The following is a 22,657-nucleotide window of genomic DNA, read 5'->3' as shown; positions in this document are numbered from 1 at the left end:
TAAACAGACAGGTTTTGAGTGAGTTATCAATTTTGTTAAAAAATATTTATTTAAAATTTTTTTTACTTTTTTAATTTGCAGCAGTATTTTGAACTTCAAGATTCTCTTTAACAGAAACAGGAATTCCATTTTTTGTGAAGCCTTCAAGTCTTATTTCAAAAGTGCCAGAGAGATCAGAAGTGTAAAAAGAGGTTTCAGAATCATTGTTTAACTGAACATCCGGATTCCATAATAATTGATTTCTAAAATCAGGTATTCTTTGATTGTCTGTAGTATTTTCATATTTTACCTTATTATATATCTTTTTTGGCTGCGGTCTTAAAACAGTTGGTTTTGCAATAAAAGATCCTGTTTGCGTACTTTTGAAATCTCTGTCGAATGTTGTAAAGCTAATTAAACCATTAAAGGATTTAGAACCAACATAATATCTGCCTACAATAAGTTCAATTTTGTATACATTTTTCATGTTATAATTCTGCAGATCATTTTGGTTTTCTATATATAATCCGTCAACCAGGACAAGTGCCGGTTCCGGAAGCTGCGGGAAAATACTTGGGTCGTTAACATGCAGATAAAATTTATCATCTTTTTGTTTAGAATATATTTCTACAGCAACTTCGGTTATGGTTTCTTTTAAAGTTTTAAATCGGGTAAAATCATCCAAAATATATTCTTTTGCAATTGGATAATAAAAAGATTCTGATGCAGGAGCCTTTTCTACGTTGTCTACTTTTTTATGATAATACGCATTTTCAACCTGACTTGAAATTGATCTTTCTAAAAGACTTTCCTTAAAAGTATAAGACAATTTTGAATCTTTCTCAAAAGATATTTGAGAGTAATCGATTTCTGGTGAATTATTTACAGCAACATCATAATTGTTTGCTTTCTCATCAATAATTTGAATAACGATATTAGATGTGTAAAATATTTTGTTTACGTTAAAAATAAAGTTTCCGTTTTGATCCGTTTTTACAACTTCAAATGCAAATGATTTTCCTGGAATAGACAATCCAACTGAAATGTTATCGACCTTATCACTATTATTTTTTGCAGTGATTTTTCCTGAAATAATTTCGCCTCGAAGTTCCGGGAGGATTATTTTTTGATCTTGTTTTTGTAAATCTAATACAATAGGATAAGACGGATTTGCCGCAAATTTTACTGCTGAAATTTGGCTCTGAGCAGGAATATTATCTAATTTTCTAACAGAAAGTGAATACGTTCCGTCAGTTAAATTGGCATTTGACGACTGAATTTTTAAGTCAACAAATTCGCGGTTTGAGAATGTTTTTTTGTTGAGTTTAAGTGCAATATTTTCGTTTGTTAGATTTTCGTCACTAGTTGACCCATTTGCTAAAATGTTTGCAGCAACAGTTTTTTCATCAACTTTATACGGATTTACAATATTGATATTCAACTGAAATGACTCATTTAAAGGCTTGTTCAGCATCCAGTTTGTATAGCCAATTAGTTTATAACTTCCGGTTTTTAAAGTTGTCGGAATAAAATAATCGCCTTGACCACTTGCATTCTCCAAAGAAATTTTTGTCTTAAAAACTGATTTTTTAGTATCATCGACCAATTCTACATAAGCAACCTTACTAATGTTACTTGGAGTTTTGTCAGTTGATTTTAAACAGTAAATTTTGTACAGCAAAGTTTCACCGGAAACCAGTGTTGTCGCATTTGTATGAATGAAAACAGTTTCATCTACAGCGATAGTTTGTTGTGATCTGCTTAATTGTGTATTAATTAATACAAACAATAAAAATATGTGTTTTAGTCTATCCAAAATGAAGGTTTTACGTTAGATGAAAATGAGGTACAGTCTCCGCATACGGCATCTACTAAAATGTAGTTTGTGCCGGCATTAGAGATATAAGTCATTAAATTTTGTTCAACATTATAAATCATAGATTCTCCACTGCAATCTTCTCCAGCAAAACAAAATAAGAAAGGAATATCTTCGCAGGTATTAAAATATGGAGCAGGTTTTCCAGGGAAAAAATCATTATAATTAAAAAAGATTCTTTTTTCTGATACAGATGTTACATCAAAAAAGCCTATAACTTTTGTGTCAGAATCGCTAATGCATTTTATGTTTCCAGAAAGTACCCCTGGTTGTTTAGGAGACAAAACACTCGATGAACTGGCAATGTCTCTCATAGTTTTATGAAAATTGTAAGCAGCTAAATTTTCAACATACTGCTTAACTAAAATACTGTACCGATGCCCAATGATATAATTGTCTTCTTCTATAAATCGAATTGGCAGATTTACACGATCTTCCCCCAGCTCATTTGTATTTAATAAAATGATATCGGTTGAGCTTTTCGTAGCATAACAAGTTCTGGTATTTGAAGAATTAGGTATAAGTGCTACAGATTGAGGCCCGGTTACTACCAATTTAGATAATGACCACCTTGGTGCTATAATTTTATAACTTTCTTCATATTCAAAACGATAATATTTTGATGTTTTGTTAGGATCGTAGCTGTTAACATTAATTTGAATCCCGGTTTGATTGTCCTTGTTTGTTACAACAGATGGAACTATGCTTTGAATTGGATTTACTGCTGTAAGGGTTTCAGGACTCGATTCATATACTTTTCCGTCTTTGGTTTTAATTTCTAAAGTGTATTGTCTCTCTGGTAAAATTTGAAATGCAGTTTGTGATACATATACACCAGCACCTTCCTGAAATAAATACGAATTATTTTGATTGTCTTTTACAACTACTTGTGCGCCGCTTTCTACCTGAATTGATTTGTCTTCGAATCGGGCAGTTTTTGTTATTTTAATTTGCTGAATTTTGAGTTCGTTAGTTAAATTGGCCTCAACGACTATTGCTTCCTCGTAAGTATTGGTAAGCAGCGGATAAGTTTCAGTACAGCCATTAGCGAAAAAGCAGATGAGTAATATAATTGCTATTTTATTGAAAGATATATTCATGATATTGTTTAAATAGTATTTCTTGTTTTGAAGAAGCTATTTCGTTTTTTAAATTTATATTAATCGACCCAAAATGTTGGTTTTACATTTGATGCAATTGTGGTACAATCTCCACACGGTGCGTATACCCAATAACTAAATCTTGAATTTAAATAAAAGTTAACTGTGCCTAACATTACGTCATCTATAAAAGGAGGAGCGTGTGTACATGGATCAGGATTGAAGGGATAGTCAGCATAACAAAATTCCTTACAGTCTGTATAAAATGGAGGCGGCGCCTCTCCTGAAAATAAATCTTCATAATTAAAATAGATTCTTTCTATTGATACTGAAGCCACATCAAAATATCCAACGATTTTATTACTCGGGTTTTTTGTAGATTTCAAATTACCTAATACAATTCCGGGCTGTGTGGGAGATAAGACGCTTCCATTTCCGGATATTTTTTTTAATGTGCTGTAGTAGTTAAATGCGGCTAAACTTTCGACATATTGTTTTACCAGTATACTGTATCGGGTTGTGATTATGTAATCCTGATCGCTTATAAAACGAACGAGATAATCAACACGATCTTCTTTTAAATCATTAGTGCTAAGTAAAAGAAGATTTGTACTTTTTTTATTTCCATAACAAATCCTTGTATTAGGGTCATTTTGGACAAAAGTCAGCGTTCCGTTTGCATCAACAACTGCTTTCGTCTGAACCCATTTTGGCGCTACAACTTTATATGTTTCTTCATATTCATATCTATAATAATGCGATTTAGCGTTGGGATCAAAACTATTTATCCTAATGCCAACTCCTCTTTGACCATCATTATTTGTTTCTACAGCAGCTTTAACGCTTTGCATTGGGGTTACTGTAGAGAGTATTTCTGGAGATGATTCAAAAGATCTGCCATCTTTGGTATTAATATGTAATTGATATTGAGTTCCAGGTATAGCTTGAAATACTGTTCTTGAAACATATTTATCAGATTGTTCATCAAAATCATATCTGATTCCGGAATTGTCCGTTATATAAACTTCTGCACCACTTTCCTGCTGATAACCTTCATCTTCGAATCGGGCACTTTTAGTAAGTTTAATTTCCTGATTCTTCAATTCATTAGTTATAGTGGCTTCTACAACTAAAGCTTCTTCATAAGTATTGGTTAATAGCGGATATGTTTCTGTACAGCTATTTACTATGAAAGCTGTAAAGAATACAAATATGCTATTCATTTTATAATTTTTCATTTTCTTAAAATTTAAAATTATAAGTAATACTTGGAACTGGAATTGAGAAAATTGACGTTTTGTATCCTTTTACTTTTCCATTTTGATCTGTTACAAAATAAATTGAATATGGATTATTTCTTCCTAAAACATTGTAAACTGAAATGTTCCAGAAACTATGCGCTAACTTTTTAATTTTATGATTCCCTTCGATATTAAGACCAATGTCTAAACGGATGTAATCTGGAATTCTATAAGCATTTCTGTCGCTATAAAGCGTATACTGCGAATTTCCGTATTGAAATGTTCCAATTGGATACGTAATAGGTCTTCCTGTTTGATATAAGAAATTAGAAGATAAACTATAACGCTTTGTAAATCTATAATTTAAAATCGCACTTAAGTCATGAGGTTTGTCAAAATTTGCCGGGAAATAGTTACCGTTATTTACAATTTCAGAACTAAACTGACTATCAAGTTTAATGAAAGTGCGAGAATAAGTATAACCAATCCAGCCGTTTAATCTGCCGGTAGTTTTCTTTAATAATAATTCAACTCCGTAAGCTTTTCCTTCACCTTGCAGCAATTCAGTTTCAACATTTTGATTTAATAAAAGCTGGGCTCCAACTTTATAATCCAGAATATTTTTAGATTTTTTGTAATATCCTTCAAGGCTGACTTCATATTCTTCGTCGTTTAATGTTTTAAAAAGCCCCAAAGAAACTTGCTGCGCTGTTTGAGGTTTTACATTAGAATCTGATAATTTCCAGGTATCTGTTGGTGATTGTGTAACGTTACTTGATAATAGGTGAATATACTGGCGCGTAACATCATAACCTGCCTTTATTGAAAAATCTTCGGTAATAAAATAACGTGCTGCTAAGCGTGGCTCAAGACCTCCATAGGTTTTTATAACTTCGTTTTTGCCATAATGTGTTGATCCGGTTACAGTTTCATCACTCAAAGGCAAACCGGCTTCATAAGAGTTTACATTTGCTTCTCCTAAAGAAGCATAAAATGAATATCTTAATCCCAGATCAATTAATAATTTATCGCTAAACTTGTAACTGTCTGCTAAATAAACAGCAGATTCGAGGGCTCTTTCTTTTTCAATGTCGGTCGAAATTAAAGTAGCTTCAGGCTTTTTTGGATGCTGATAACCCGGCGAAATGTTGTATAATTTGCTGGCAATTCCGTAAGATAAAGTATGTTTTGGGTTAAGCTGATAATTCAGTTTTAACTGCAATTGTGATTCGTTTACTTTGTATCCAAAATCAAATGCATTAATATCATTTGAATCATAATCAATATTGAATTTGTATTCGCTGTTGGTAAAAATTAAAGCGGCCTTACTCTTTTTGCTAAAAGTATGATCCCATTTTAAAGAAGCAAGTCTATTGCTGTATTTGTAAATTGAATCTGAACTTAAGCTAAAACGGTCATGGCTGTAATACACTGTTGCTTCAAGATTGTTATTTGCATTAATTGCATTGTTATATTTAAGGATTCCGTCATAAAATCCTGCTTGACTGTTTTTTAAACTTTCATCATCAAGACTTTTTAAGATCCAGTCAGAATAAGTGGCGCGACCTCCAAAAATAATGCTTGATTTGTTTTTTTCAATTGGAAGACTAAGCGTTAAGTTTGAAGTAATTGGTCCGATTGCTCCTTCGCCTGAGAATTTTTCCGGATTTCCATTTTTTGTAGTGATATCAAATACAGATGATAATCTTCCTCCAAAATCTGCCGGAATACTTCCTTTATAAATGTCGGCTTTTTTTGCGGTGTAAGGATTTATGGCCGAGAAAAAACCTAAAAAGTGCTGCGGATTATACAAAACAGCATTATCTAAAAGAATAAGGTTTTGATCGTCTTTTCCGCCTCGAACATTAAATCCTGCAGATCCTTCACCGGTCGTTTTAATACCCGGAAATGTTGTGGCAACTTTCAAAATATCTCTTTCTCCAAGAATTAAGGGCACATTTTTAATTCCTTCAATATCAATAGATACTAAGCCTGAAACGGTTGTTTCGGTTGTTTTTTGTCCTTTCTTTTTAATGACAACTTCGTCTAACTGATTTGATCTTTCATTGATGCCAATGTCAAATTTTCCATCATCATACACCATCAAAGTTCTCACGACTTCTTTGTGACTCAAAGATTTTACTTCAATTACGTTTATTCCGCGTGGAAGTATCAAACTATAATTTCCATCAGGATCAGTAGAAGTATTAATATTTTTACCTCTTACTTTAATATAAATATTAGGTTCTGCTTTTCCTGTTTCTTCATTTCTAATGGTACCAGAAACCGTATAACTTCTTTTAACAGCATCTTTATTTTCTTTTCCAATAAAAACAATCGAAGCTTTTTTTGTTACACTATAGCTGTTTAAGGAATCATATTGTTGATAGAATACAGGATTGTCTGAATGATCATTGCCGGTATTTTGATTCGATTCTGCCGGTGCATCACTAAAATAATTAGAGGGCAGCGTGTTGTGAATTGTACTGTTCAGGGTTAAAATTACTTTGTTTTTAAGAACAATATAATTCAGGTCGGTTTTGCTTAAAAGTGAATTAAGGACATCGTCAATTTTTGCATCAGTATAAGTTCCCGAAACTAATTCTTTATTAGAATTAACCCAGGTTGGATCAAAATAAAATTTGTATGATGTCGATGCTTCAATCCGTTTTATTGCATTTTCTAAAGTTTCATCTTTAAAGGTGATAGAGAATTTCTCATTAGAATTTTGTGCAACAGACAATTGAAATGAGAATAAAATAACAAAGGCGAGTAAAATTTTTTTCATTTGTCTTAATTGGTTTTGATTGCAAGAGAATTAGAAATGTATTTCATTAAATTTTTCATGAATTGATTTAAATCAGACTTTTGCAGTTCTCTATTCATTAAATAAAACCCATTGATTTGTTTTTTCTGATCTGGAAATAATTTTACGATATCGCTCTTTCCTCTTATCAAATAAATATTGTTTTTCAGATTAATAAAGAATGTATTATTCTCTTTAAAAGAATATAATATACCATTTTCAGAAACAGTTTTTTGGATGTCTTTATGATACTTTATATAGAAAGTAAAGTCTTCTGTGATTTTACTTTCTTCATAATAGCCGGGAGTAAATTCCGCAACAGTTTCACTTTTTTTATCAATTTTAATGAAATTTTTATCCTGAATTGAAAATGCTTCCACCTTACTTTGGTTAAGGTTTATACCGACATTTTCAGACTCCCCGTATGGATTTAAAACTAAAATATCTCGATATATATCGTACTTAAGTTTTACCTCATAATATTTTTGGCCATCATAGTCAATTTTTCCAATTTCATATTTGTTAGTCAGATATAAATGGCTGTCTCCAACAGATCTGTAGGGATTAATGTGTGGTACCCCGTTATTTAAATCAAGATTATTTTTGCCAACTGTCTTGTCAAACCAGTTATATATATTAACATCGTTATTTGTTTGACTGTGAATGACATAAATGTTTATGAATAATCCAAATAAAATGAGGAAAGCGGACTTTTTTTGATAATTTTTCAAAGGATTCAGTGGATTTTAGTGATTTGTTGTGGGGGTTTTCAAATTTATTAAAAAAAGGTTATAATCAAAACGTATATTTGTTAAAATGTGATAATTTCTTATTTTATATACAACAAAAACCCCAAATCATAATAATGATTTAGGGTTTTTAACTAAAAACTTGATTGAAGCTGGTATTGTGTATTTATGTTTTAATCATTGAAATCGTCAGTATTATCAAGGATTTCATTGAATATTTTTTTTAGAGATCGAATATAAATTGGAAATGAAATGGCAAGTAAAATATATTCAAATCTAAAAATTGTTACATCGTCTAAAATTTTGTATAAGGAGGGAATAATTACTGCCAGAGAAACTACGATTCCAATCCACGGATTGTTTATTATTTTTTTTATAGTCAGTAAAAGTCTCATTTCAGGCTGTGTCGTTAAGGCTATCTTCATCTATATTTTCTTTTTATTGAGATAAAAGTAATTTTGATCTCATCTTAAAAGTGCGAAAATGTCACGAAAGCCTTTTTATTTGTCATGAAGTTCAAGAAATGATTATGTTTTTGAAAATTTTATTCAAAGCGATATAAAAAAATCCTCTTTAAAGAAAGAGGATCAGCAGTATGGTTTAGGTTTTTATCAGGATAAAATATTCATCTTTTTTATAAAATCTTTATAAGTATCGCTCAAATTTATTTTATGATTTCCTTTAAGGATAATAAGATTATCAGCAAGAATGATTTCTTCGATTTTATCAGTATTGACGATTGTATTGCGATGTGTTTTGATAAATTTATTCTTGTCGAGCAAATCACTGATTTTTGTCAATGAAATCAGGATTATAAATTTCTCTTTCTCAGTTACAATATTACAGTAGCGTTCTTCAACTTCAATGTATAAGATATCTTCCAGATTTACCTTTTTCAATGAGTTTTTCTTTTTTATAAATAAGGAATCATTACTGATCACTGTATTTTGTTCTTCACTTAAAAAAACATTTGTTTGCTCATAAAATTTCTCGACAGCCATTTCTATAGCATACAAAATTTCGAGTTCATTAAAAGGTTTCATTAAAAAACTAAAAGGTTTTGTAAGTTTTGCTCTTTCAAACACTTGTCTGTCCTGAGAACTTGTTAAAAACACGAATGGTTTAGATGCATGCGGAATTATATTAATAGATTCTGCAAAAGTTATTCCGTCTGGTTTTCCATCCAGAAAAACATCAATTATAATTACATCTACAGATTTCTCATAAAAAAGTCTTAATGCATCTGTATAATTTGTGGCAACTCCCGCAACATTGTAGTTGTTGTCATGTAATACTTTTACCAGCGCATCGCTTTGCTCTAAAGTATCTTCTATAATTAAAACATTAATATTATCCATTTCATTTTGTTTTTGGGAAGGTTAATATCATTTTAGTTCCTTTATTGATTTCGCTTTCAATATCAAATGTTCCGTTATTTTTCTTTATCATCTGCTTGCATAACTGTAAACCCAATCCAGTTCCAATAATTTCCGAATTGCCTTTTTTTGCCAGCAATTCTCCTTCATGCAGCAATTCCTGAATAGTATTTTTACTCATTCCAATTCCGGTGTCCTGAATTATAACCTGGCAAAAGTCAGCATTAATTTCGTTTGCCGAAAATGTAATTTGTCCATTTTCTTTTGAAAATTTAATGGCATTGTCTAATAAATTTCTAAATACAATCTTTAAAGAATCAAGATCAACAAACAGAAAAATATTTTTTGAAACCGAATTTTCGAATGTAATTGATTTATCTAAAAGCAAAGGCTTGTAGTTATATTCAATTTGTTGGATCACAGAATATAAATGAACAGATTCTTTATTAAAATACAATTGTTTTGTCTGTAATAATGCCCAGTGTAATAAATTATCCAGTAAGCTATAAGTGCCATTTGCAATACCGCTGTTTTGCAGGATCAAATTGTTTAATTCGTCATAATTTTTTGTTTCCAGCGTAGCCGACAATTTAGAATTACTGTTTTTTAATGCATTTACAGACGAACGTAAATCATGGCTTACAATAGAAAACAACTGGTCTTTTGTGGCATTAAGTTCGTCAAGTTTATTTTTTTGACGTAATATGGTTTTGCCGTTTTTTACTTTTTGTGCATATAAATAAACGCCGCCTGTTAAAATTAATAATAAACCAACAGACGAAAAGAACAGACTATTTCGCTGCGTGTTTTTTAACTCATTTTCTACCTCAAGAACTTTAATTTGTTTTTGTTTTTGTGCTACGGCGAATTTTTTTTCGTAATCTGCCAAAGCCCAGATTTTATTTTGATTGTTTAAAGAATCTTTCCACTGGGCAGATTCTTTTCTGTAAACCAGCGCTTTCTTAAAATCGCCTTTATTTTCTTCTACAACAGACATATTTAAAGAAGCTTTTCTTTTTATGTCAAAATCGAGTGTATTTTTTGATAAATCATAAGCTTTTTCAAAATAAGGAATTGCCTGCTGATCTTTGTATTGAATATAATATAGATTTGCTATATCATTATAAATGCAAAATAAATTTACAATGTCATTTTCTGTTTCCAGAATTTTTAAACTTTTAAAAAGATATTCTTCAGCGGCAGCAAAATTATTCAGATGTAAATGGCAAATCCCCAAGTTTTGATAAATAAGACTTATTTTTAATCCTTGCTCGTTTAAAAAAGTGAGTTTTTCTATTTTTTTTAAATACGTAATTGCTTTTTCAAATTCTTTTAATTCTATCGAAGCATCTCCCAGGTTTTTATTAACCAAAGGGTAGAACGTAAAATTTTTAGATATTAAGTTTAATTCAGATTTTGCTTCTTTAAATAATTTTTTTTCAATAAAACTATAACCCCTAAAAAAGTGACAATAGTCTGCAAGTTCTTTGTTCTTACTGCTATTTAAATGTTTCATAGAACTGACTAAAGTCGAGTCCCAATTTTTTTTTATAAAAAAATTAGATGCTTTGCTAAAGTTTAATTCATTTTTAAATTCAGTCTCCTTTTTCTTTAGCGCTTCATTTAATTGTTTGTTAGACGATTGCGAAAACAACAGGAAAGGAGAGCAAATAACCAATAAATTAAAAAAAAATCTAATTATAAGCATTGCCCGTTTTTATTTAGATTTAAAGAAAAGATGATATAATGAGGAAACATCGTTTAATGGATTTTTTATTTATCTCAATAAACGATGTTAGTAATGTATCTGTTTTTAAGTGTTATCGACCTACAGAAGTCTCTGTACCTCTGGATGTTTCCGGATCTATATTTCTTAAATAAGACATAACTGTAGTAATGTTTTCAACAGTCTCAGAACTATAATCTATTTCAATATACCATACATCATAAGTGTCAGGTGTTTCTTCATCCCAGTCATAATCAAAATAAATTTCGACAGTATTCAGATGTTCTGTTACCGTTCCAACTACAGGATTTTGAGAATCTTTGGAGTTAATATATACAGTAGCACAGATTTTTAATGTTTTTACTCCATTATTTTCGTAAATCTTTGCTGAAGCTAAAGGAGGAACCGGAAAAGTAATATTTACTTTATCTGTAAAAGAAAAATCTACCGTGTTAATTCTAGTGATTTGAATGACATTAAAGTCCATAATAGGGTTTTTAGGGTTAATAATTTTATTTTTGGTGGGTTAAAGGTATTTTTTTTCTTTAAGATATTACAAGGATTGTCGTGTTTTTTTGGTTAATTTTTTTGTTTTAAACCATTGATAGGTATAAATATTAAAATTAGTCTCAAAAAAATAAAAAATCAGTTCTGTAAATGATTTGATTTGAATGACAAAACAGCTTTAATTAAAATAATAAATCAACCTGAGAATTAATTTTTTCCAGATAATAATCTATTTTTCGAATCGCCCTGTTAAAGAAAAGGTTTTGTTCTCTAATACCAGACTGACCTAAAGGAATTGAGTTGGTAATTTGCTGTTTAAAAAACTGATGAACATTTTTGCAGCTTTCGTCATTGTCTGTTATAAAATAACCGAGGAGTGTGTACGGCACAAACATTGTCAGTTTTTCGTCAGTTTCTATCAGCATATTATTGTTTAGCAGTATAAGTTCATTGTAATAAAGTGCATAATTAGAATCGTTGTTACATTTTTCCTGTATTAAATTTATAATCCTTTTTAAATCTTTGCAGAGCGCATTTGCGTTTTTTATGTTTAGCAGCCCGGCTTCATAAAAATAGAGAATCTGCTGCAGACTGCTGTTTATGGTTGTGTCGTTCCAAATTTCGTTTACGGTAGTAGTTTCATACGCTTTTTTTAATGTCTGCATATATTCTGAAAAGGATTCTTCGATTACAAAATTTTCAAATGTTACTTTTTTCTGGTTGGTATTTAAAAGATTCAGCCAGACAAACGCTTTAAATTTTGATAAAATAGTTCCATCCATAAAATAAAACAGCGGAATATCTTTAGCCGAATAATAAAGTTTTGTTTGTGGATTTTTTGTCAGGATTTCAACTTGCTGTGCAGATGCCTTAAAGTATTGAAGCATATCTTTTAATGTTTCAATCTCTATTGTTTTTTCGACAATAACTTTTTCTTTTCCGGAAAATAAATTATCCAGTGAAATATTAAAATGATTGGCCAGTTTGATAGTTTCGTCTATTGAAAATTTACTTTTTTCAGATATTCTTCGGTGAGAAGCATCGTAGCTTATTTCCAAGACCGCGGCGATTTCATCAATCAGAGAAACCGAATTTGGAATTTTACTTCTTATTGCTTTTAAAAGCTGTTGCTGATATTTCATGATTTGCGATAATCACAAATGTAAAGTTTTTTTTTATTGGTTTACGCAAATCCATATGCGATAATTACAATAGGTTTGTGCTGTAATTTTAAAAAAGAAATAGATGAAAGCTAAATATTTCAATAAATCAGAAGCAGAAAAACAATTCTATCTTACTTTAAAACAAAGAGTGCATGAAAAACTAAAAGATAAAAATATAGCTTTTGGCGATGTCAGATTTTGGTCTAAAGGGATATTTTGGACATTAGTTTGTTATTTATCCTATTCCTTACTTTTTTTGGATTCCATAAATAAAATAAAATTTTGGATATTATATGTAATATTCCAATTGGCTGGATTGTTAATAGGATTTAGTTTTGGACATGATGCTTCTCACAATACAGCATTTAAAAATAAAAAAGCAAATTCAATACTGCATTTTTTTAGTTTTCTTACTGTGGGAATTGATCCGTTGTTATGGGGATTAAGACATATTAGATCGCATCATTTATATGCCAATGTAGAAGGAAGTGATATTGACATCGATAAAAATCCTTTTTTAAGATTAAGTCCAACGCATCCGTGGAAGCCTAAACATAAATATCAGGCTCATTATGCGCCATTTGTTTATATGTTCACTTTACTGCATTCTGTTTTTATGAGTGATTGGGTGTATTTATTTTCAAATGAATACGACTGGATGAAGAGGGGAGTTCCTAAAGTACAATTGTATTTTAGATTTCTGCTTTACAAAATATTTTATTTTTCTTTGGTGCTGGTTTTTCCAATACTGTATTCTGAATTTTCCTGGTCCTTTATTGTTCTGACTTATCTTACCGGAAGTGCTTTTACTTCAATGGTATTTATTATAATGCTTGTTGGAACGCATTTTTTTGACGGAGCAGATTATCCGCAGCCAGAAGGTGAATTTCTTGAACATACCTGGGCTGTTCATCAGCTTTACACCAGCTGCGACTGGAATGCAGATAAAAGTTGGGCAAGGTTTTTAAGCGGAGGTTCTAACTGCCATGCGGCTCACCATCTTTTTCCTAATATCTGCCATACCCATTATAGTGAGATAAATGCAATAATTAAAGAAACCACAAAAGAATATAAACAGCCTTATCATCATAAGACTTTATTTGAAATGATGTTTTCTCATTTTAAACATCTGCATAAAATGGGAAAACCAGAAATAAAATAATGGCTGATTGTATATTTAAAAACCCCAATTCAACTAAATGAATTGGGGTTTTCTATGAATAAACCTTTAGTAAACTAAGATCTGATTACTCTTTTTTGTCCTCGCGTGGAGGTCTTGGAACAAGTGCCTTTTTAGACACTTTTTCTTTTTTAGTTTTAGGGTCAACTCCTAAGTATTTCACTTGGAATACATCTCCCATTTTAACTACATCAGCAACGTTTTCAGTACGTTCCCAAGCCAATTCAGATACGTGAAGTAATACTTCGTTTCCAGGTGCAGCAGTATATTCTACAACAGCTCCAAAATCAAGCATTTTAATCACTTTTACTTCATAAGCTTCTCCCATTTGTGGTTTGAAAGTAATAGAAGCAATTTTTGCTAATACCGCTTCAATTCCAGCAGGATCTGTACCTAAAATTTCGATAACACCTTGCTCGTCAACTTCATTGATAACGATAGTTGTTCCGGTAGCTTTTTGTAATTCCTGAATTACTTTTCCACCAGGACCAATCAATGCTCCAATAAAGTTTCCAGGGATAGTTCTGGTAATGATTTTTGGTGCATGAGCTTTAACGTCAGATCTTGGAGCTGCAATAGTTTCAGTTAATTTTCCTAAAATGTGCAGACGTCCGTCACGAGCTTGTGCTAAAGCTTGTTCCATAATGTCATAACGTAATCCTTCGATTTTGATGTCCATTTGGCAGGCAGTAATACCATCAGCAGTTCCCGTTACTTTAAAGTCCATATCTCCTAAGTGATCTTCATCACCTAAAATATCAGACAATACAGCAAATTTCTCTCCATCGGTAATTAATCCCATAGCAATACCAGAAACTGGTTTTGTCATTTGAACTCCGGCATCCATAAGAGCGATTGTTCCGGCACAAACTGTTGCCATAGAAGAAGAACCGTTAGATTCTAAAACCTCAGAGACAATACGTATTGTATAAGGACAATCTGCAGGAATCATATTTTTTAAAGCTCTTTGAGCCAGGTTACCGTGACCAACTTCTCTTCTTGAAGTTCCTCTTAATGGTTTTGCTTCACCAGTAGAGAAAGGAGGAAAGTTATAGTGTAAGTAGAATTTTTCTTCACCTTGTTCAGATGGAGAGTCGATTTGGTTTGCTTCTCTTGAAGTTCCAAGAGTTACAGTTGCCAAAGCCTGAGTTTCTCCACGTGTAAATAAAGAAGAACCGTGTACAGATGGTAAATAATCAGTTTCACACCAGATTGGTCTGATTTCTGTAGTTTTTCTTCCATCAAGACGAATTCCTTTTTCAAGAATTACGTTACGTACAGCTTCTTTGTTGGTTTTGTAGAAATATTTTCCAACTAAACCTGCAAGGTCTGCATTTTCAGCATATTCTTCCTCAGTAAATAAAGCTTTTGCTTCTTCTTTTACAGCTGCAAATTTTTCACCTCTTTCACTTTTTCCAGAAGCTTCTTGTGCAATTGCATAACATTTATCGTAAGCCGCTGCTTTTACTTTTGCATAAACAGCTTCATCTTCAACTTCGCCTTCGTAAGTTCTGTATTCCGGAGAATTAATTTTTGCTCTTAAACGCTGCTGCGCCTGAATCTGAACTTTAATTGCTTCGTGTGCAAATTTAATTGCTTCGATCATTTCAGCTTCTGAAATTTCTTTCATCTCACCTTCAACCATGGCAACAGAGTCTAAAGAAGCTCCAATCATCATATCGATATCAGATTTTTCCAGTTCAGTTCTGCTTGGGTTGATTACTAATTTTCCGTCGATACGTGCAACACGTACTTCTGAAATTAAGTTATAAAATGGAATATCTGAAACTGCTAATGCTGCAGATGCTGCTAAACCAGCTAAAGCGTCTGGCATAACATTGTCGTCATGAGACATTAATTGAATCATAACCTGAGTTTCAGCATGGTAATCATCTGGGAAAAGCGGACGTAATACACGGTCAACTAATCTCATTGTTAATACTTCGCTGTCGCTAGGTCTTGCTTCTCTTTTGAAAAATCCTCCCGGGAAACGTCCCGCAGCAGCGAATTTTTCACGGTAATCTACCGTTAATGGTAAAAAATCAACGCCCGGGTTTGATGTTCTTGCAGATACTGCTGTTGCTAAAAGCATACAGTTTCCTAAACGCACAACAACTGAACCATCGGCTTGTTTTGCTAATTTACCTGTTTCGATTGAGATGCTTCTTCCATCTCCTAAATCGATAATTTCTTGTGAAACTTGTGGAATCATAAATTTTCCTTTTTGATTATACAATGGGTTTTAGTTGTGTTGTAGTTGTTGTGTGTGTAGTTGTTGTTATCTAAAACCCAATGAAAAACCAAACTTTTTTTCTTGTAAATGCCTGTAATGTAAAAACAAAAAGAGGCACTCTCGCACCTCTTTTCTATATTGATTATTTTCTGATATTCAATACTTTGATAATCTCACGATATCTGTTGATATCTTTCTTTTTCAAGTAATCCAACAAAGCTCTTCTTTTACCTACTAATAGTACAAGAGAACGCTCAGTGTTGTAATCGTGACGATTTTTTTTCAAGTGTTCAGTTAAGTGACCAATTCTGTAAGTGAACAATGCGATTTGACCTTCTGCGCTTCCAGTGTTTGTAGCACCACCGTGTTGTGCAAAAATTTCTTCTTTCTTTTCTTTAGTTAAATACATTCCAATATTATTTAATGATTTTTATGTATGTCATACAGCTTTTGTAAGACGGGTGCAAAATTAGATTAAAAAAACAAAAGAATCAAACAAAAATAAAAGAATCTTAAAATAAGGCGTAATAAATTCTTTTTTAATGATTTATATAAGGTGTTTTTTTCTTAAAACTATCTCTGTTAGATCATTAAGCTAATTCAGAAAGAATCAGCCAGAGTTGAATGAGCTGTATTTATTTTAATTTCTGACTCTTTCTACCAGTTTGTTTTTCTGCTAAAGAAGAATAAGCAAATTTCACATTGTTTTCATCAATACTCATCCCCGAAATTAAAATGCCATGATCATAATTGTCTACAAATGAAATTTTACGTAAAAGATCATTTCCCGTCCATACACCTTGTTTAAGTCCGTCTTTAATAATTCCTTTTTGAGTTATAAAACCATCCCTTTCTTCATATTCTCCATTGCCGTCGGTTACGGTTTGCGTTTTATCTTCTGTCCAGAAATTAAGGACTAAGGTTTGAGATTTTTTCGTTTTAGAATCCCAGGCATTCTGTTTTTCAGATTTCTTGCTTTGGTTCTCGTACCAATTAATTTCTTTACCTGATTTGTGATCGTCAGAATAATTTACAACAGCTTCTTTTGCTCCGTTTTTGTAGTAATAAATAAATTCTCCGTCTTTTTTCAGATTATCTCTGTCCAAAGTTGCGCCAGTCATTTTCTTTCTTCCGTTTTTATAAAAATCAGTAACAACATATCTGATACTCTTTTGAGAATAATTAGTAATTACTCTCGTATAAGTATAGTTGTCCGGTGTGGTTTCACGGTTTAATGAGTCAAGAAAAATCTTTTTCGAGACCATATTAATTTGTGCAGATAGATGGGCTGAAATTAGAAACAGAAATATTATGACGATGCTTATTTTCATTCAGATCTATTTTTTATACATTAAAAATAGGTCTTCTAGAATAACTTCGCAACTTCTTGATTAACAAACTCCAAAAATCTTTCGTCAGCTTCTGTAAAAGGATCTATTACATGGCTGTCGATATCAATCTGGCCAATATTTATTCCGTTTACAAATAACGGAATCACAATCTCTGATTTAACAGTTAAACTGCACGCAATATAATTGTCCTGAGCTTTTACATCCGGAACCACAAAATTAGCATTGCTTTCGGCCACTTGTCCGCAGATTCCTTTTCCGAAAGGAATTACAGTATGATCTGTTTCGGCACCTACATAAGGGCCTAAATGAAGTGTTTTGTTTTCATGATTTGCAAAATAAAAACCTACCCAGTTATAATATTCTACATTCTCGTTTAATAATTGGCAGACAGCCAATAGTTTTTCGTCTCTAACTTTATTGCTGTCAGCTACTATAGCACTTATTTTTGGTTGTAATTCCTGAAATGTCATGATTTAAAAATTTTATACAAAAGTATTTAAAGCTGAACTCAAAAAATACATAAATTTGAAAAAAAAATCTGTTGAAAAAATATTTAATCCAATTCAGGCCGTTTTTAATTTTTATGGGCACTTTTTTTACAGCTTATATTATATTAACGGTAGTTTATAAATTTTATTTGAATAGTTTCAAAGCTGATGAGGTTGACGGAATTACAAATTTTGTTGGTCAAAATGTGGAGCAGTTACTGCAGGTTTTTAACTATAATGTCAGCATTCAGAAAAACGGATCAAATTCATGGCTGGATGTATTGTTTAATAAACAGTACATTGTGCGGATTATTGAAGGCTGCAACGCTGTAAGTGTTATTATTTTGTTTATTTCTTTTGTGCTTGCATTTTCTGGTAAATTGAAAGTTACCCTGCTTTATATTTTGTCTGGAATTATTTTTATTTACCTCCTAAACATAATCAGAATTGCTTTATTAACGATTCTTTTATTTCACTTTCCAGAAAAAAATCACCTTTTGCACGGCGTTCTTTTTCCTTTGATTATCTACGGAACTGTTTTTATTTTATGGATTATCTGGGTTAATAAATTTTCGAAATATGCTAAATAAAATAAAAGAACAAAAAGGGAAAATCTTTATTTCAATAATTGTTATTTCCTGTTTTGGACTCATCAGGGCTTTTGAAAATTCTTTATTTTATGATCCTTTTTTAAATTATTTTGAAGCAGATTTTAATAAAATGAAATTACCGGAATTCGATGCGTTAAAACTTTTTTTGAATCTTTTACTTCGTTTTGTTTTAAATACAGCCCTGTCTCTTATTTTAATTTATACGCTTTTTAAGGATAAAGGAATTTTAATATTTAGTTCATTCTTGTATTTGTTTTTCTCAATCCTTCTTTTTGTTTTGTTTTTTGTCATTGCCGTATATTTTCCTGAAAAAAGCTGGCTCTTATTTTATGTTCGAAGATTTATTATTCAGCCCATTTTTGTGCTCTTATTTATTCCGGCATTTTATTATCAGCTTCAAAATTTAAAAAAATAACATTTTATTACATTTTTATCCAGGTCTTTTTTGATATTTTTGCAGTATGAATTTAAAGAAATGCACAGTATTATTTTTAGCTTTCCTGTTGTTGGTGTCCAACATAGGTTTTGCTTTTGATGTGCATTATTGTGGAGGAAAGATTGCTTCTGTATCTTTAAATACTTCCGTATCTGCATCACCAGAGAAAAAGTGCTGTGGTGAAAAGGAAAAAAAATCATCTTGCTGCAAGGATAAAGTCATTAAGTTTGAAAAAAAATCAGACAACGCAACTTTTAAAGTTTTCTTTTTCCAGCTAGCATTTCCGTCAGTAATTCAGGAATACAAACCGATTGCTTTTTTGTCAGTTCCAAATTTCAAAAACAATCAGATCGTTTCGTATTATTCTGATGCCAATGCGCCGCCCTTATTCAAGTTATACAATCAATACATTTTTTATTCCTGATTTTGATATTTAGAATCAAGCTTTTCTTTTATGGCTTGAAATAAACTGTTTACATTCTTTTTTGAGAAGTTTTACAACAGAATTTCTAATAATATTAAAATCTTTTTTATGCCAAAAAATATCATGCTTTTTATGATGTTTTTGATCTCCGTTTCTGCATTTTCACAAGAAAATCTGGAAGAAGTCAAAATCACAAAAAAGCAAAAAGGAATTAAAAAATCCTATACAGTTACAGCAAATACATCACTTATTACCAGTAAAGAACTTTTAAAAGCCGCATGCTGCAATCTTGCCGAAAGTTTTGAGACAAACCCGTCAATTGATGTGAATTTTTCTGACGCCTTAACAGGAACAAAACAAATCAAAATGCTGGGCTTAACAAGTCCGTATTTAATGATTACAGAAGAAAACATTCCGTCTGTTCGTGGCGCTTCACAAGCTTATGGTCTATCATTTACGCCCGGAACCTGGATCGAAAGCGTCCAGATTACAAAAGGCGCCGGAAGTGTAATTAACGGTTACGAAAGTATTTCGGGACAAATAAATACAGAACTTTTAAAGCCGTTAAATGACATTCCGTTTTTCTTAAATGCTTATGGTTCTACCGATTCAAGGTTTGAATTGAATACTCATTTCAATAAAAAATTATCAGACAAGTGGGCCTCCAGTTTATTCGTTCACGGAAATGCCCGTGTCGCAAAAAATGATATGAATAATGATGGGTTTTTAGATAATCCGTTAGGAAAACAAATCAATATTCTAAACCGGTATCAATATTATGATGCCGAAAGCGGTTTGGTAAGTTTTATCAATTTCAGATATATGAATGATAAAAAACAAACCGGAGAAGTTGATTTTGATAAAGAACGCGATCGCGGAACAAAAAACCATTGGGGATCTGAAATTAATACAGAGCGTTTTGAGGTTTCAACAAAAATTGGTTACGTTTTTAAAGACATGCCATATCAAAGTATGGGTTTTCAAAATGCTTTTAACAGCCATAAACAAGATTCCTATTTTGGTTTAAATCAATATGATATTCATCAGAATAGCTTTTATTCGAATTTAATTTTCAATTCGATTATCAATAATACGATGCACAAATTTACTACAGGTTTGAACTTTGCATACGATCAATATCAGGAGTTTGTAAATATTACAGATTACAGTCGAATTGACAATTCTATTGGTGCTTTTTTTGAGTATACTTATGATAGTACAGATAATTTCAGCATAATTTTAGGCGGGCGAATTGATAATCACAATCGGTTGGGGTTTTTTATAACGCCAAGGCTTCATGTGAGATACAATCCGTGGAAAAATGGTGTAATTCGTTTTTCTGCCGGAAGAGGGAAACGTTCGGCTAATATTTTTGCAGAAAATCAACAGCTTTTTGCAAGCTCGAGAGCATTTTCTATTTTGGATAATAATGGAAAAATTTATGGTTTAAATCCTGAAATTGCATGGAATTACGGAATCAGCTTTTCGCAAAAGTTTAAAATTTTCAATAAAAATGCCGAAGCAGGATTTGATATTTACAGAACCGATTTCCAAAATCAGGCCATTGTCGATTTAATGCAGAGTCCACAGGAAGTTTTATTTTATAACCTGAAAGGAAATTCTTTTGCAAACAGTCTTCAGGTTGAATTTAATTATGAGTTTGTACACAATTTGAATTTAAGAACAGCTTATAAATATTATGACATTCAAACAGATTATTTAAGAGGAACATTTCAGCGTCCGCTTCAGGCAAAACATCGTTTTCTTGGAAATTTAGAATATGAAACCGATTTAAAAGAGGACAAGCAGTGGAAATTTGATTATACTTTCAATTGGTCTGGAAAACAACAGCTTCCGTATACAGCGTCTAATCCTGTCCAGGATCAGTTTCCTGATTTCTCGCCTTCGTATGCAGTAATGAATGCTCAGGTTACAAGAGTTTTTTCATCTGTTTTTGAAGTCTATATTGGCGGGGAAAACATTGGAAACTATAAACAGCAAAAAGCAATTTTAGGCGCAAATGATCCTTTCGGACCAAATTTTGATGCTTCTGTTTCTTATGCACCAATTTTTGGACAAATGTATTACGCCGGACTTCGGTTTAAAATAAAATAACTTATAATTATAAAATAATAGACAAATGAAAAATTTAATTTTAATTGCAATGATAACTTTTTTAGGATTTTCGGCTCAGGCTCAGACTAAAAAAAACAAAAATTTAAAATATACTGTTGAAGTCAATGGCAATTGTGAGCAGTGTAAAAAGCGTATCGAGAAAGCTGCCTTTGGAGTTCCGGGTGTAAAAACGGCTTCATGGGATATTAGTTCACATGAGCTGAGTGTGATTTTAAATGAAGAAAAATCTTCGACTCAGGATCTGAACGCAGCAATCGCAAAAGCAGGTCACGATACAAAAGAGATCAAAGCCGCAGATGCAGATTATGAAAACCTGCATTCCTGCTGTAAGTATGAAAGACAAAAATAATTTTAAAAGCCCGGGGTAATTCTCCGGGCTTTTTTAATAGTTAATTAATGTTTAAAATACCGCATTTAATTGTGGTTAAGGTAAATTATTGTTAATTTCACAAACTTATAAGTATAACCAAATTCGTTTTATGAATAATTTTGAGTGGACCCAGTTACTAAACCCTGAATTCTATATAACTTTAAGTGTCGGAGGTTTTGAGATTGGGTTATTTATTGTTCTGTTTATTGTTTTTGCAGAAACGGGACTTTTCGCAGGTTTTTTTCTGCCGGGAGACAGTTTACTTTTTCTAGCTGGAATTTATAGCCGCGACTTAATTCAAAATGTTCTTTTTATTCCTGGAGATTTTATCAATGTATTTTTGCTTTCGACACTTGTTGCTTTTATGGGTGTTTTAGGAAACATGACCGGTTACTGGTTTGGTGCAAAAAGCGGATATTATTTATTTAAGAAAGAAGATACATTTTGGTTTAAGAAAAAATATCTTCTTCAATCAAAAGATTTCTTTGAAAAATATGGAGGAAAAGCAATCATTTACGCCCGATTCCTTCCAATTTTTAGAACTTTCGCTCCAATTATTGCAGGAATAGTTTCTATGGATAAAAAGAAATTTATGTTTTTTAATATTTTGAGTTCTTTTTTATGGTCATTTCTTTTAATCTTCGCAGGGCATTATTTGTATGGCGTATTTTTGAAAAAAGGAATTGATTTAAAAGAACACATCGAATACATTATTATAATCATCATTATTATTTCAACATTCCCGGTTCTTTTAAAACTCTTGAAAAAGAGACCAAGCGAAGAAATATAATCTTAAATAAAAACAAAAAAGTCCGAAGTTTACTTCGGACTTTTTTATGTGATATAATATATATTGTATTTGTAAAATGTAAATTGAAATTAACATAGAAAGATATCATGTAAC

General features: G+C 31.6%; 21 protein-coding genes. 7 read left to right on the top strand and 14 right to left on the bottom strand.

Features of this window, described 5'->3' with window-relative positions:
• Nucleotides 1-70: 70 nt before the first annotated feature.
• From ASE21_RS04830 to ASE21_RS04785, 10 genes are all read right to left on the bottom strand, one after another.
• The gene (locus tag ASE21_RS04830; RefSeq protein ID WP_242410225.1) at nt 71-1,768 is read right to left on the bottom strand and encodes a hypothetical protein; all 1,698 of its coding nucleotides are present in this window, start codon (nt 1,766-1,768) and stop codon (nt 71-73) included.
• A gap of 14 nt (nt 1,769-1,782) precedes the next feature.
• Nucleotides 1,783-2,955 carry a DUF4249 domain-containing protein gene (locus tag ASE21_RS04825; RefSeq protein WP_057121447.1) on the bottom strand — a complete coding sequence of 391 codons (1,173 nt, stop codon included), beginning with the start codon at nt 2,953-2,955 and terminating at the stop codon, nt 1,783-1,785.
• A gap of 59 nt (nt 2,956-3,014) precedes the next feature.
• Nucleotides 3,015-4,178 (bottom strand): DUF4249 domain-containing protein, encoded by a 1,164-nt coding sequence (locus ASE21_RS04820; protein ID WP_242410224.1) that lies wholly within the window; start codon nt 4,176-4,178, stop codon nt 3,015-3,017.
• Between the two features lie 19 nt (nt 4,179-4,197).
• Nucleotides 4,198-6,984 (bottom strand): TonB-dependent receptor domain-containing protein, encoded by a 2,787-nt coding sequence (locus ASE21_RS04815; protein ID WP_057121445.1) that lies wholly within the window; start codon nt 6,982-6,984, stop codon nt 4,198-4,200.
• 5 nt (nt 6,985-6,989) lie between these two features.
• Nucleotides 6,990-7,733, bottom strand: coding sequence for a hypothetical protein (locus ASE21_RS04810; protein ID WP_057121444.1), 744 nt, complete (start codon nt 7,731-7,733; stop codon nt 6,990-6,992).
• 191 nt (nt 7,734-7,924) lie between these two features.
• On the bottom strand, nt 7,925-8,176 hold the full coding sequence (locus ASE21_RS04805) for a hypothetical protein (RefSeq protein ID WP_057121443.1): 252 nt from the start codon (nt 8,174-8,176) through the stop codon (nt 7,925-7,927).
• Nucleotides 8,177-8,362: 186 nt separating this feature from the next.
• Nucleotides 8,363-9,109 carry a LytR/AlgR family response regulator transcription factor gene (locus ASE21_RS04800; protein ID WP_057121442.1) on the bottom strand — a complete coding sequence of 249 codons (747 nt, stop codon included), beginning with the start codon at nt 9,107-9,109 and terminating at the stop codon, nt 8,363-8,365.
• Between the two features lies 1 nt (nt 9,110).
• Nucleotides 9,111-10,643, bottom strand: coding sequence for a tetratricopeptide repeat-containing sensor histidine kinase (locus tag ASE21_RS04795; protein WP_242410223.1), 1,533 nt, complete (start codon nt 10,641-10,643; stop codon nt 9,111-9,113).
• A 304-nt stretch (nt 10,644-10,947) separates the two neighbouring features.
• Nucleotides 10,948-11,340 carry a hypothetical protein gene (locus tag ASE21_RS04790; protein ID WP_057121440.1) on the bottom strand — a complete coding sequence of 131 codons (393 nt, stop codon included), beginning with the start codon at nt 11,338-11,340 and terminating at the stop codon, nt 10,948-10,950.
• Nucleotides 11,341-11,542: 202 nt separating this feature from the next.
• Nucleotides 11,543-12,502, bottom strand: coding sequence for a hypothetical protein (locus tag ASE21_RS04785; RefSeq protein WP_057121439.1), 960 nt, complete (start codon nt 12,500-12,502; stop codon nt 11,543-11,545).
• A 103-nt stretch (nt 12,503-12,605) separates the two neighbouring features.
• Here ASE21_RS04785 and ASE21_RS04780 point away from each other — a divergent pair, with 103 nt between their 5' ends.
• On the top strand, nt 12,606-13,685 hold the full coding sequence (locus ASE21_RS04780) for a fatty acid desaturase family protein (RefSeq protein ID WP_057121438.1): 1,080 nt from the start codon (nt 12,606-12,608) through the stop codon (nt 13,683-13,685).
• Between the two features lie 85 nt (nt 13,686-13,770).
• Here ASE21_RS04780 and ASE21_RS04775 read toward each other — a convergent pair whose 3' ends face one another.
• The 4 genes from ASE21_RS04775 to ASE21_RS04760 form a co-directional block, all read right to left on the bottom strand.
• A complete protein-coding gene (locus ASE21_RS04775; RefSeq protein WP_057121437.1) occupies nt 13,771-15,915 on the bottom strand; it encodes a polyribonucleotide nucleotidyltransferase in 2,145 nt (714 codons plus the stop codon).
• 163 nt (nt 15,916-16,078) lie between these two features.
• The gene (gene rpsO, locus ASE21_RS04770; protein ID WP_057121436.1) at nt 16,079-16,345 is read right to left on the bottom strand and encodes a 30S ribosomal protein S15; all 267 of its coding nucleotides are present in this window, start codon (nt 16,343-16,345) and stop codon (nt 16,079-16,081) included.
• A 226-nt stretch (nt 16,346-16,571) separates the two neighbouring features.
• On the bottom strand, nt 16,572-17,267 hold the full coding sequence (locus tag ASE21_RS04765; protein WP_057121435.1) for a hypothetical protein: 696 nt from the start codon (nt 17,265-17,267) through the stop codon (nt 16,572-16,574).
• A gap of 35 nt (nt 17,268-17,302) precedes the next feature.
• On the bottom strand, nt 17,303-17,758 hold the full coding sequence (locus ASE21_RS04760) for a GAF domain-containing protein (protein WP_057121434.1): 456 nt from the start codon (nt 17,756-17,758) through the stop codon (nt 17,303-17,305).
• 71 nt (nt 17,759-17,829) lie between these two features.
• Between ASE21_RS04760 and xrtF the strand changes: the two genes are divergently transcribed.
• The 6 genes from xrtF (at nt 17,830) to ASE21_RS04730 (ending at nt 22,543) form a co-directional block, all read left to right on the top strand.
• On the top strand, nt 17,830-18,366 hold the full coding sequence (xrtF, locus tag ASE21_RS04755; protein WP_057121433.1) for an exosortase family protein XrtF: 537 nt from the start codon (nt 17,830-17,832) through the stop codon (nt 18,364-18,366).
• Nucleotides 18,356-18,802 carry an exosortase F system-associated membrane protein gene (locus ASE21_RS04750; RefSeq protein ID WP_057121432.1) on the top strand — a complete coding sequence of 149 codons (447 nt, stop codon included), beginning with the start codon at nt 18,356-18,358 and terminating at the stop codon, nt 18,800-18,802. The genes xrtF and ASE21_RS04750 overlap by 11 nt, the downstream gene beginning before the upstream one ends.
• Before the next feature lie 46 nt (nt 18,803-18,848).
• Nucleotides 18,849-19,247, top strand: a complete 399-nt coding sequence (locus ASE21_RS22085; RefSeq protein ID WP_057121431.1) for an HYC_CC_PP family protein — start codon at nt 18,849-18,851, stop codon at nt 19,245-19,247.
• 108 nt (nt 19,248-19,355) lie between these two features.
• The gene (locus ASE21_RS04740) at nt 19,356-21,362 is read left to right on the top strand and encodes a TonB-dependent receptor plug domain-containing protein (protein ID WP_057121430.1); all 2,007 of its coding nucleotides are present in this window, start codon (nt 19,356-19,358) and stop codon (nt 21,360-21,362) included.
• A 25-nt stretch (nt 21,363-21,387) separates the two neighbouring features.
• Nucleotides 21,388-21,732 carry a heavy-metal-associated domain-containing protein gene (locus ASE21_RS04735; protein WP_057121429.1) on the top strand — a complete coding sequence of 115 codons (345 nt, stop codon included), beginning with the start codon at nt 21,388-21,390 and terminating at the stop codon, nt 21,730-21,732.
• Nucleotides 21,733-21,862: 130 nt separating this feature from the next.
• Complete coding sequence (locus tag ASE21_RS04730) at nt 21,863-22,543, top strand: DedA family protein (RefSeq protein WP_057121428.1); 681 nt, start codon at nt 21,863-21,865, stop codon at nt 22,541-22,543.
• The last annotated feature ends 114 nt before the right edge of the window (nt 22,544-22,657 follow it).

Origin of the sequence: Flavobacterium sp. Root901 (genome assembly GCF_001429765.1) — a bacterium.
GTDB lineage: Bacteria > Bacteroidota > Bacteroidia > Flavobacteriales > Flavobacteriaceae > Flavobacterium.
The sequence above is the reverse complement of the archived record's forward strand: the minus strand, read 5'-3'. Positions and strand labels throughout refer to the sequence as shown.

Excerpts from the sequence above, each read along its gene's own strand:
- ASE21_RS04760 (WP_057121434.1), bottom strand. The coding sequence starts at position 17,758 with ATGACATTTCAGGAATTACAACCAAAAATAAGTGCTATAGTAGCTGAC.
- ASE21_RS04795 (WP_242410223.1), bottom strand. The coding sequence starts at position 10,643 with ATGAAACATTTAAATAGCAGTAAGAACAAAGAACTTGCAGACTATTGT.
- ASE21_RS04750 (WP_057121432.1), top strand. The coding sequence starts at position 18,356 with ATGCTAAATAAAATAAAAGAACAAAAAGGGAAAATCTTTATTTCAATA.
- ASE21_RS04765 (WP_057121435.1), bottom strand. The coding sequence starts at position 17,267 with ATGAAAATAAGCATCGTCATAATATTTCTGTTTCTAATTTCAGCCCAT.
- ASE21_RS22085 (WP_057121431.1), top strand. The coding sequence starts at position 18,849 with ATGAATTTAAAGAAATGCACAGTATTATTTTTAGCTTTCCTGTTGTTG.
- ASE21_RS04775 (WP_057121437.1), bottom strand. The coding sequence starts at position 15,915 with ATGATTCCACAAGTTTCACAAGAAATTATCGATTTAGGAGATGGAAGA.
- ASE21_RS04735 (WP_057121429.1), top strand. The coding sequence starts at position 21,388 with ATGAAAAATTTAATTTTAATTGCAATGATAACTTTTTTAGGATTTTCG.
- ASE21_RS04785 (WP_057121439.1), bottom strand. The coding sequence starts at position 12,502 with ATGAAATATCAGCAACAGCTTTTAAAAGCAATAAGAAGTAAAATTCCA.
- ASE21_RS04790 (WP_057121440.1), bottom strand. The coding sequence starts at position 11,340 with ATGGACTTTAATGTCATTCAAATCACTAGAATTAACACGGTAGATTTT.
- ASE21_RS04800 (WP_057121442.1), bottom strand. The coding sequence starts at position 9,109 with ATGGATAATATTAATGTTTTAATTATAGAAGATACTTTAGAGCAAAGC.
- ASE21_RS04820 (WP_242410224.1), bottom strand. The coding sequence starts at position 4,178 with ATGAATAGCATATTTGTATTCTTTACAGCTTTCATAGTAAATAGCTGT.
- ASE21_RS04780 (WP_057121438.1), top strand. The coding sequence starts at position 12,606 with ATGAAAGCTAAATATTTCAATAAATCAGAAGCAGAAAAACAATTCTAT.
- ASE21_RS04740 (WP_057121430.1), top strand. The coding sequence starts at position 19,356 with ATGCCAAAAAATATCATGCTTTTTATGATGTTTTTGATCTCCGTTTCT.
- ASE21_RS04805 (WP_057121443.1), bottom strand. The coding sequence starts at position 8,176 with ATGAAGATAGCCTTAACGACACAGCCTGAAATGAGACTTTTACTGACT.
- rpsO (WP_057121436.1), bottom strand. The coding sequence starts at position 16,345 with ATGTATTTAACTAAAGAAAAGAAAGAAGAAATTTTTGCACAACACGGT.
- ASE21_RS04825 (WP_057121447.1), bottom strand. The coding sequence starts at position 2,955 with ATGAATATATCTTTCAATAAAATAGCAATTATATTACTCATCTGCTTT.
- ASE21_RS04815 (WP_057121445.1), bottom strand. The coding sequence starts at position 6,984 with ATGAAAAAAATTTTACTCGCCTTTGTTATTTTATTCTCATTTCAATTG.
- ASE21_RS04730 (WP_057121428.1), top strand. The coding sequence starts at position 21,863 with ATGAATAATTTTGAGTGGACCCAGTTACTAAACCCTGAATTCTATATA.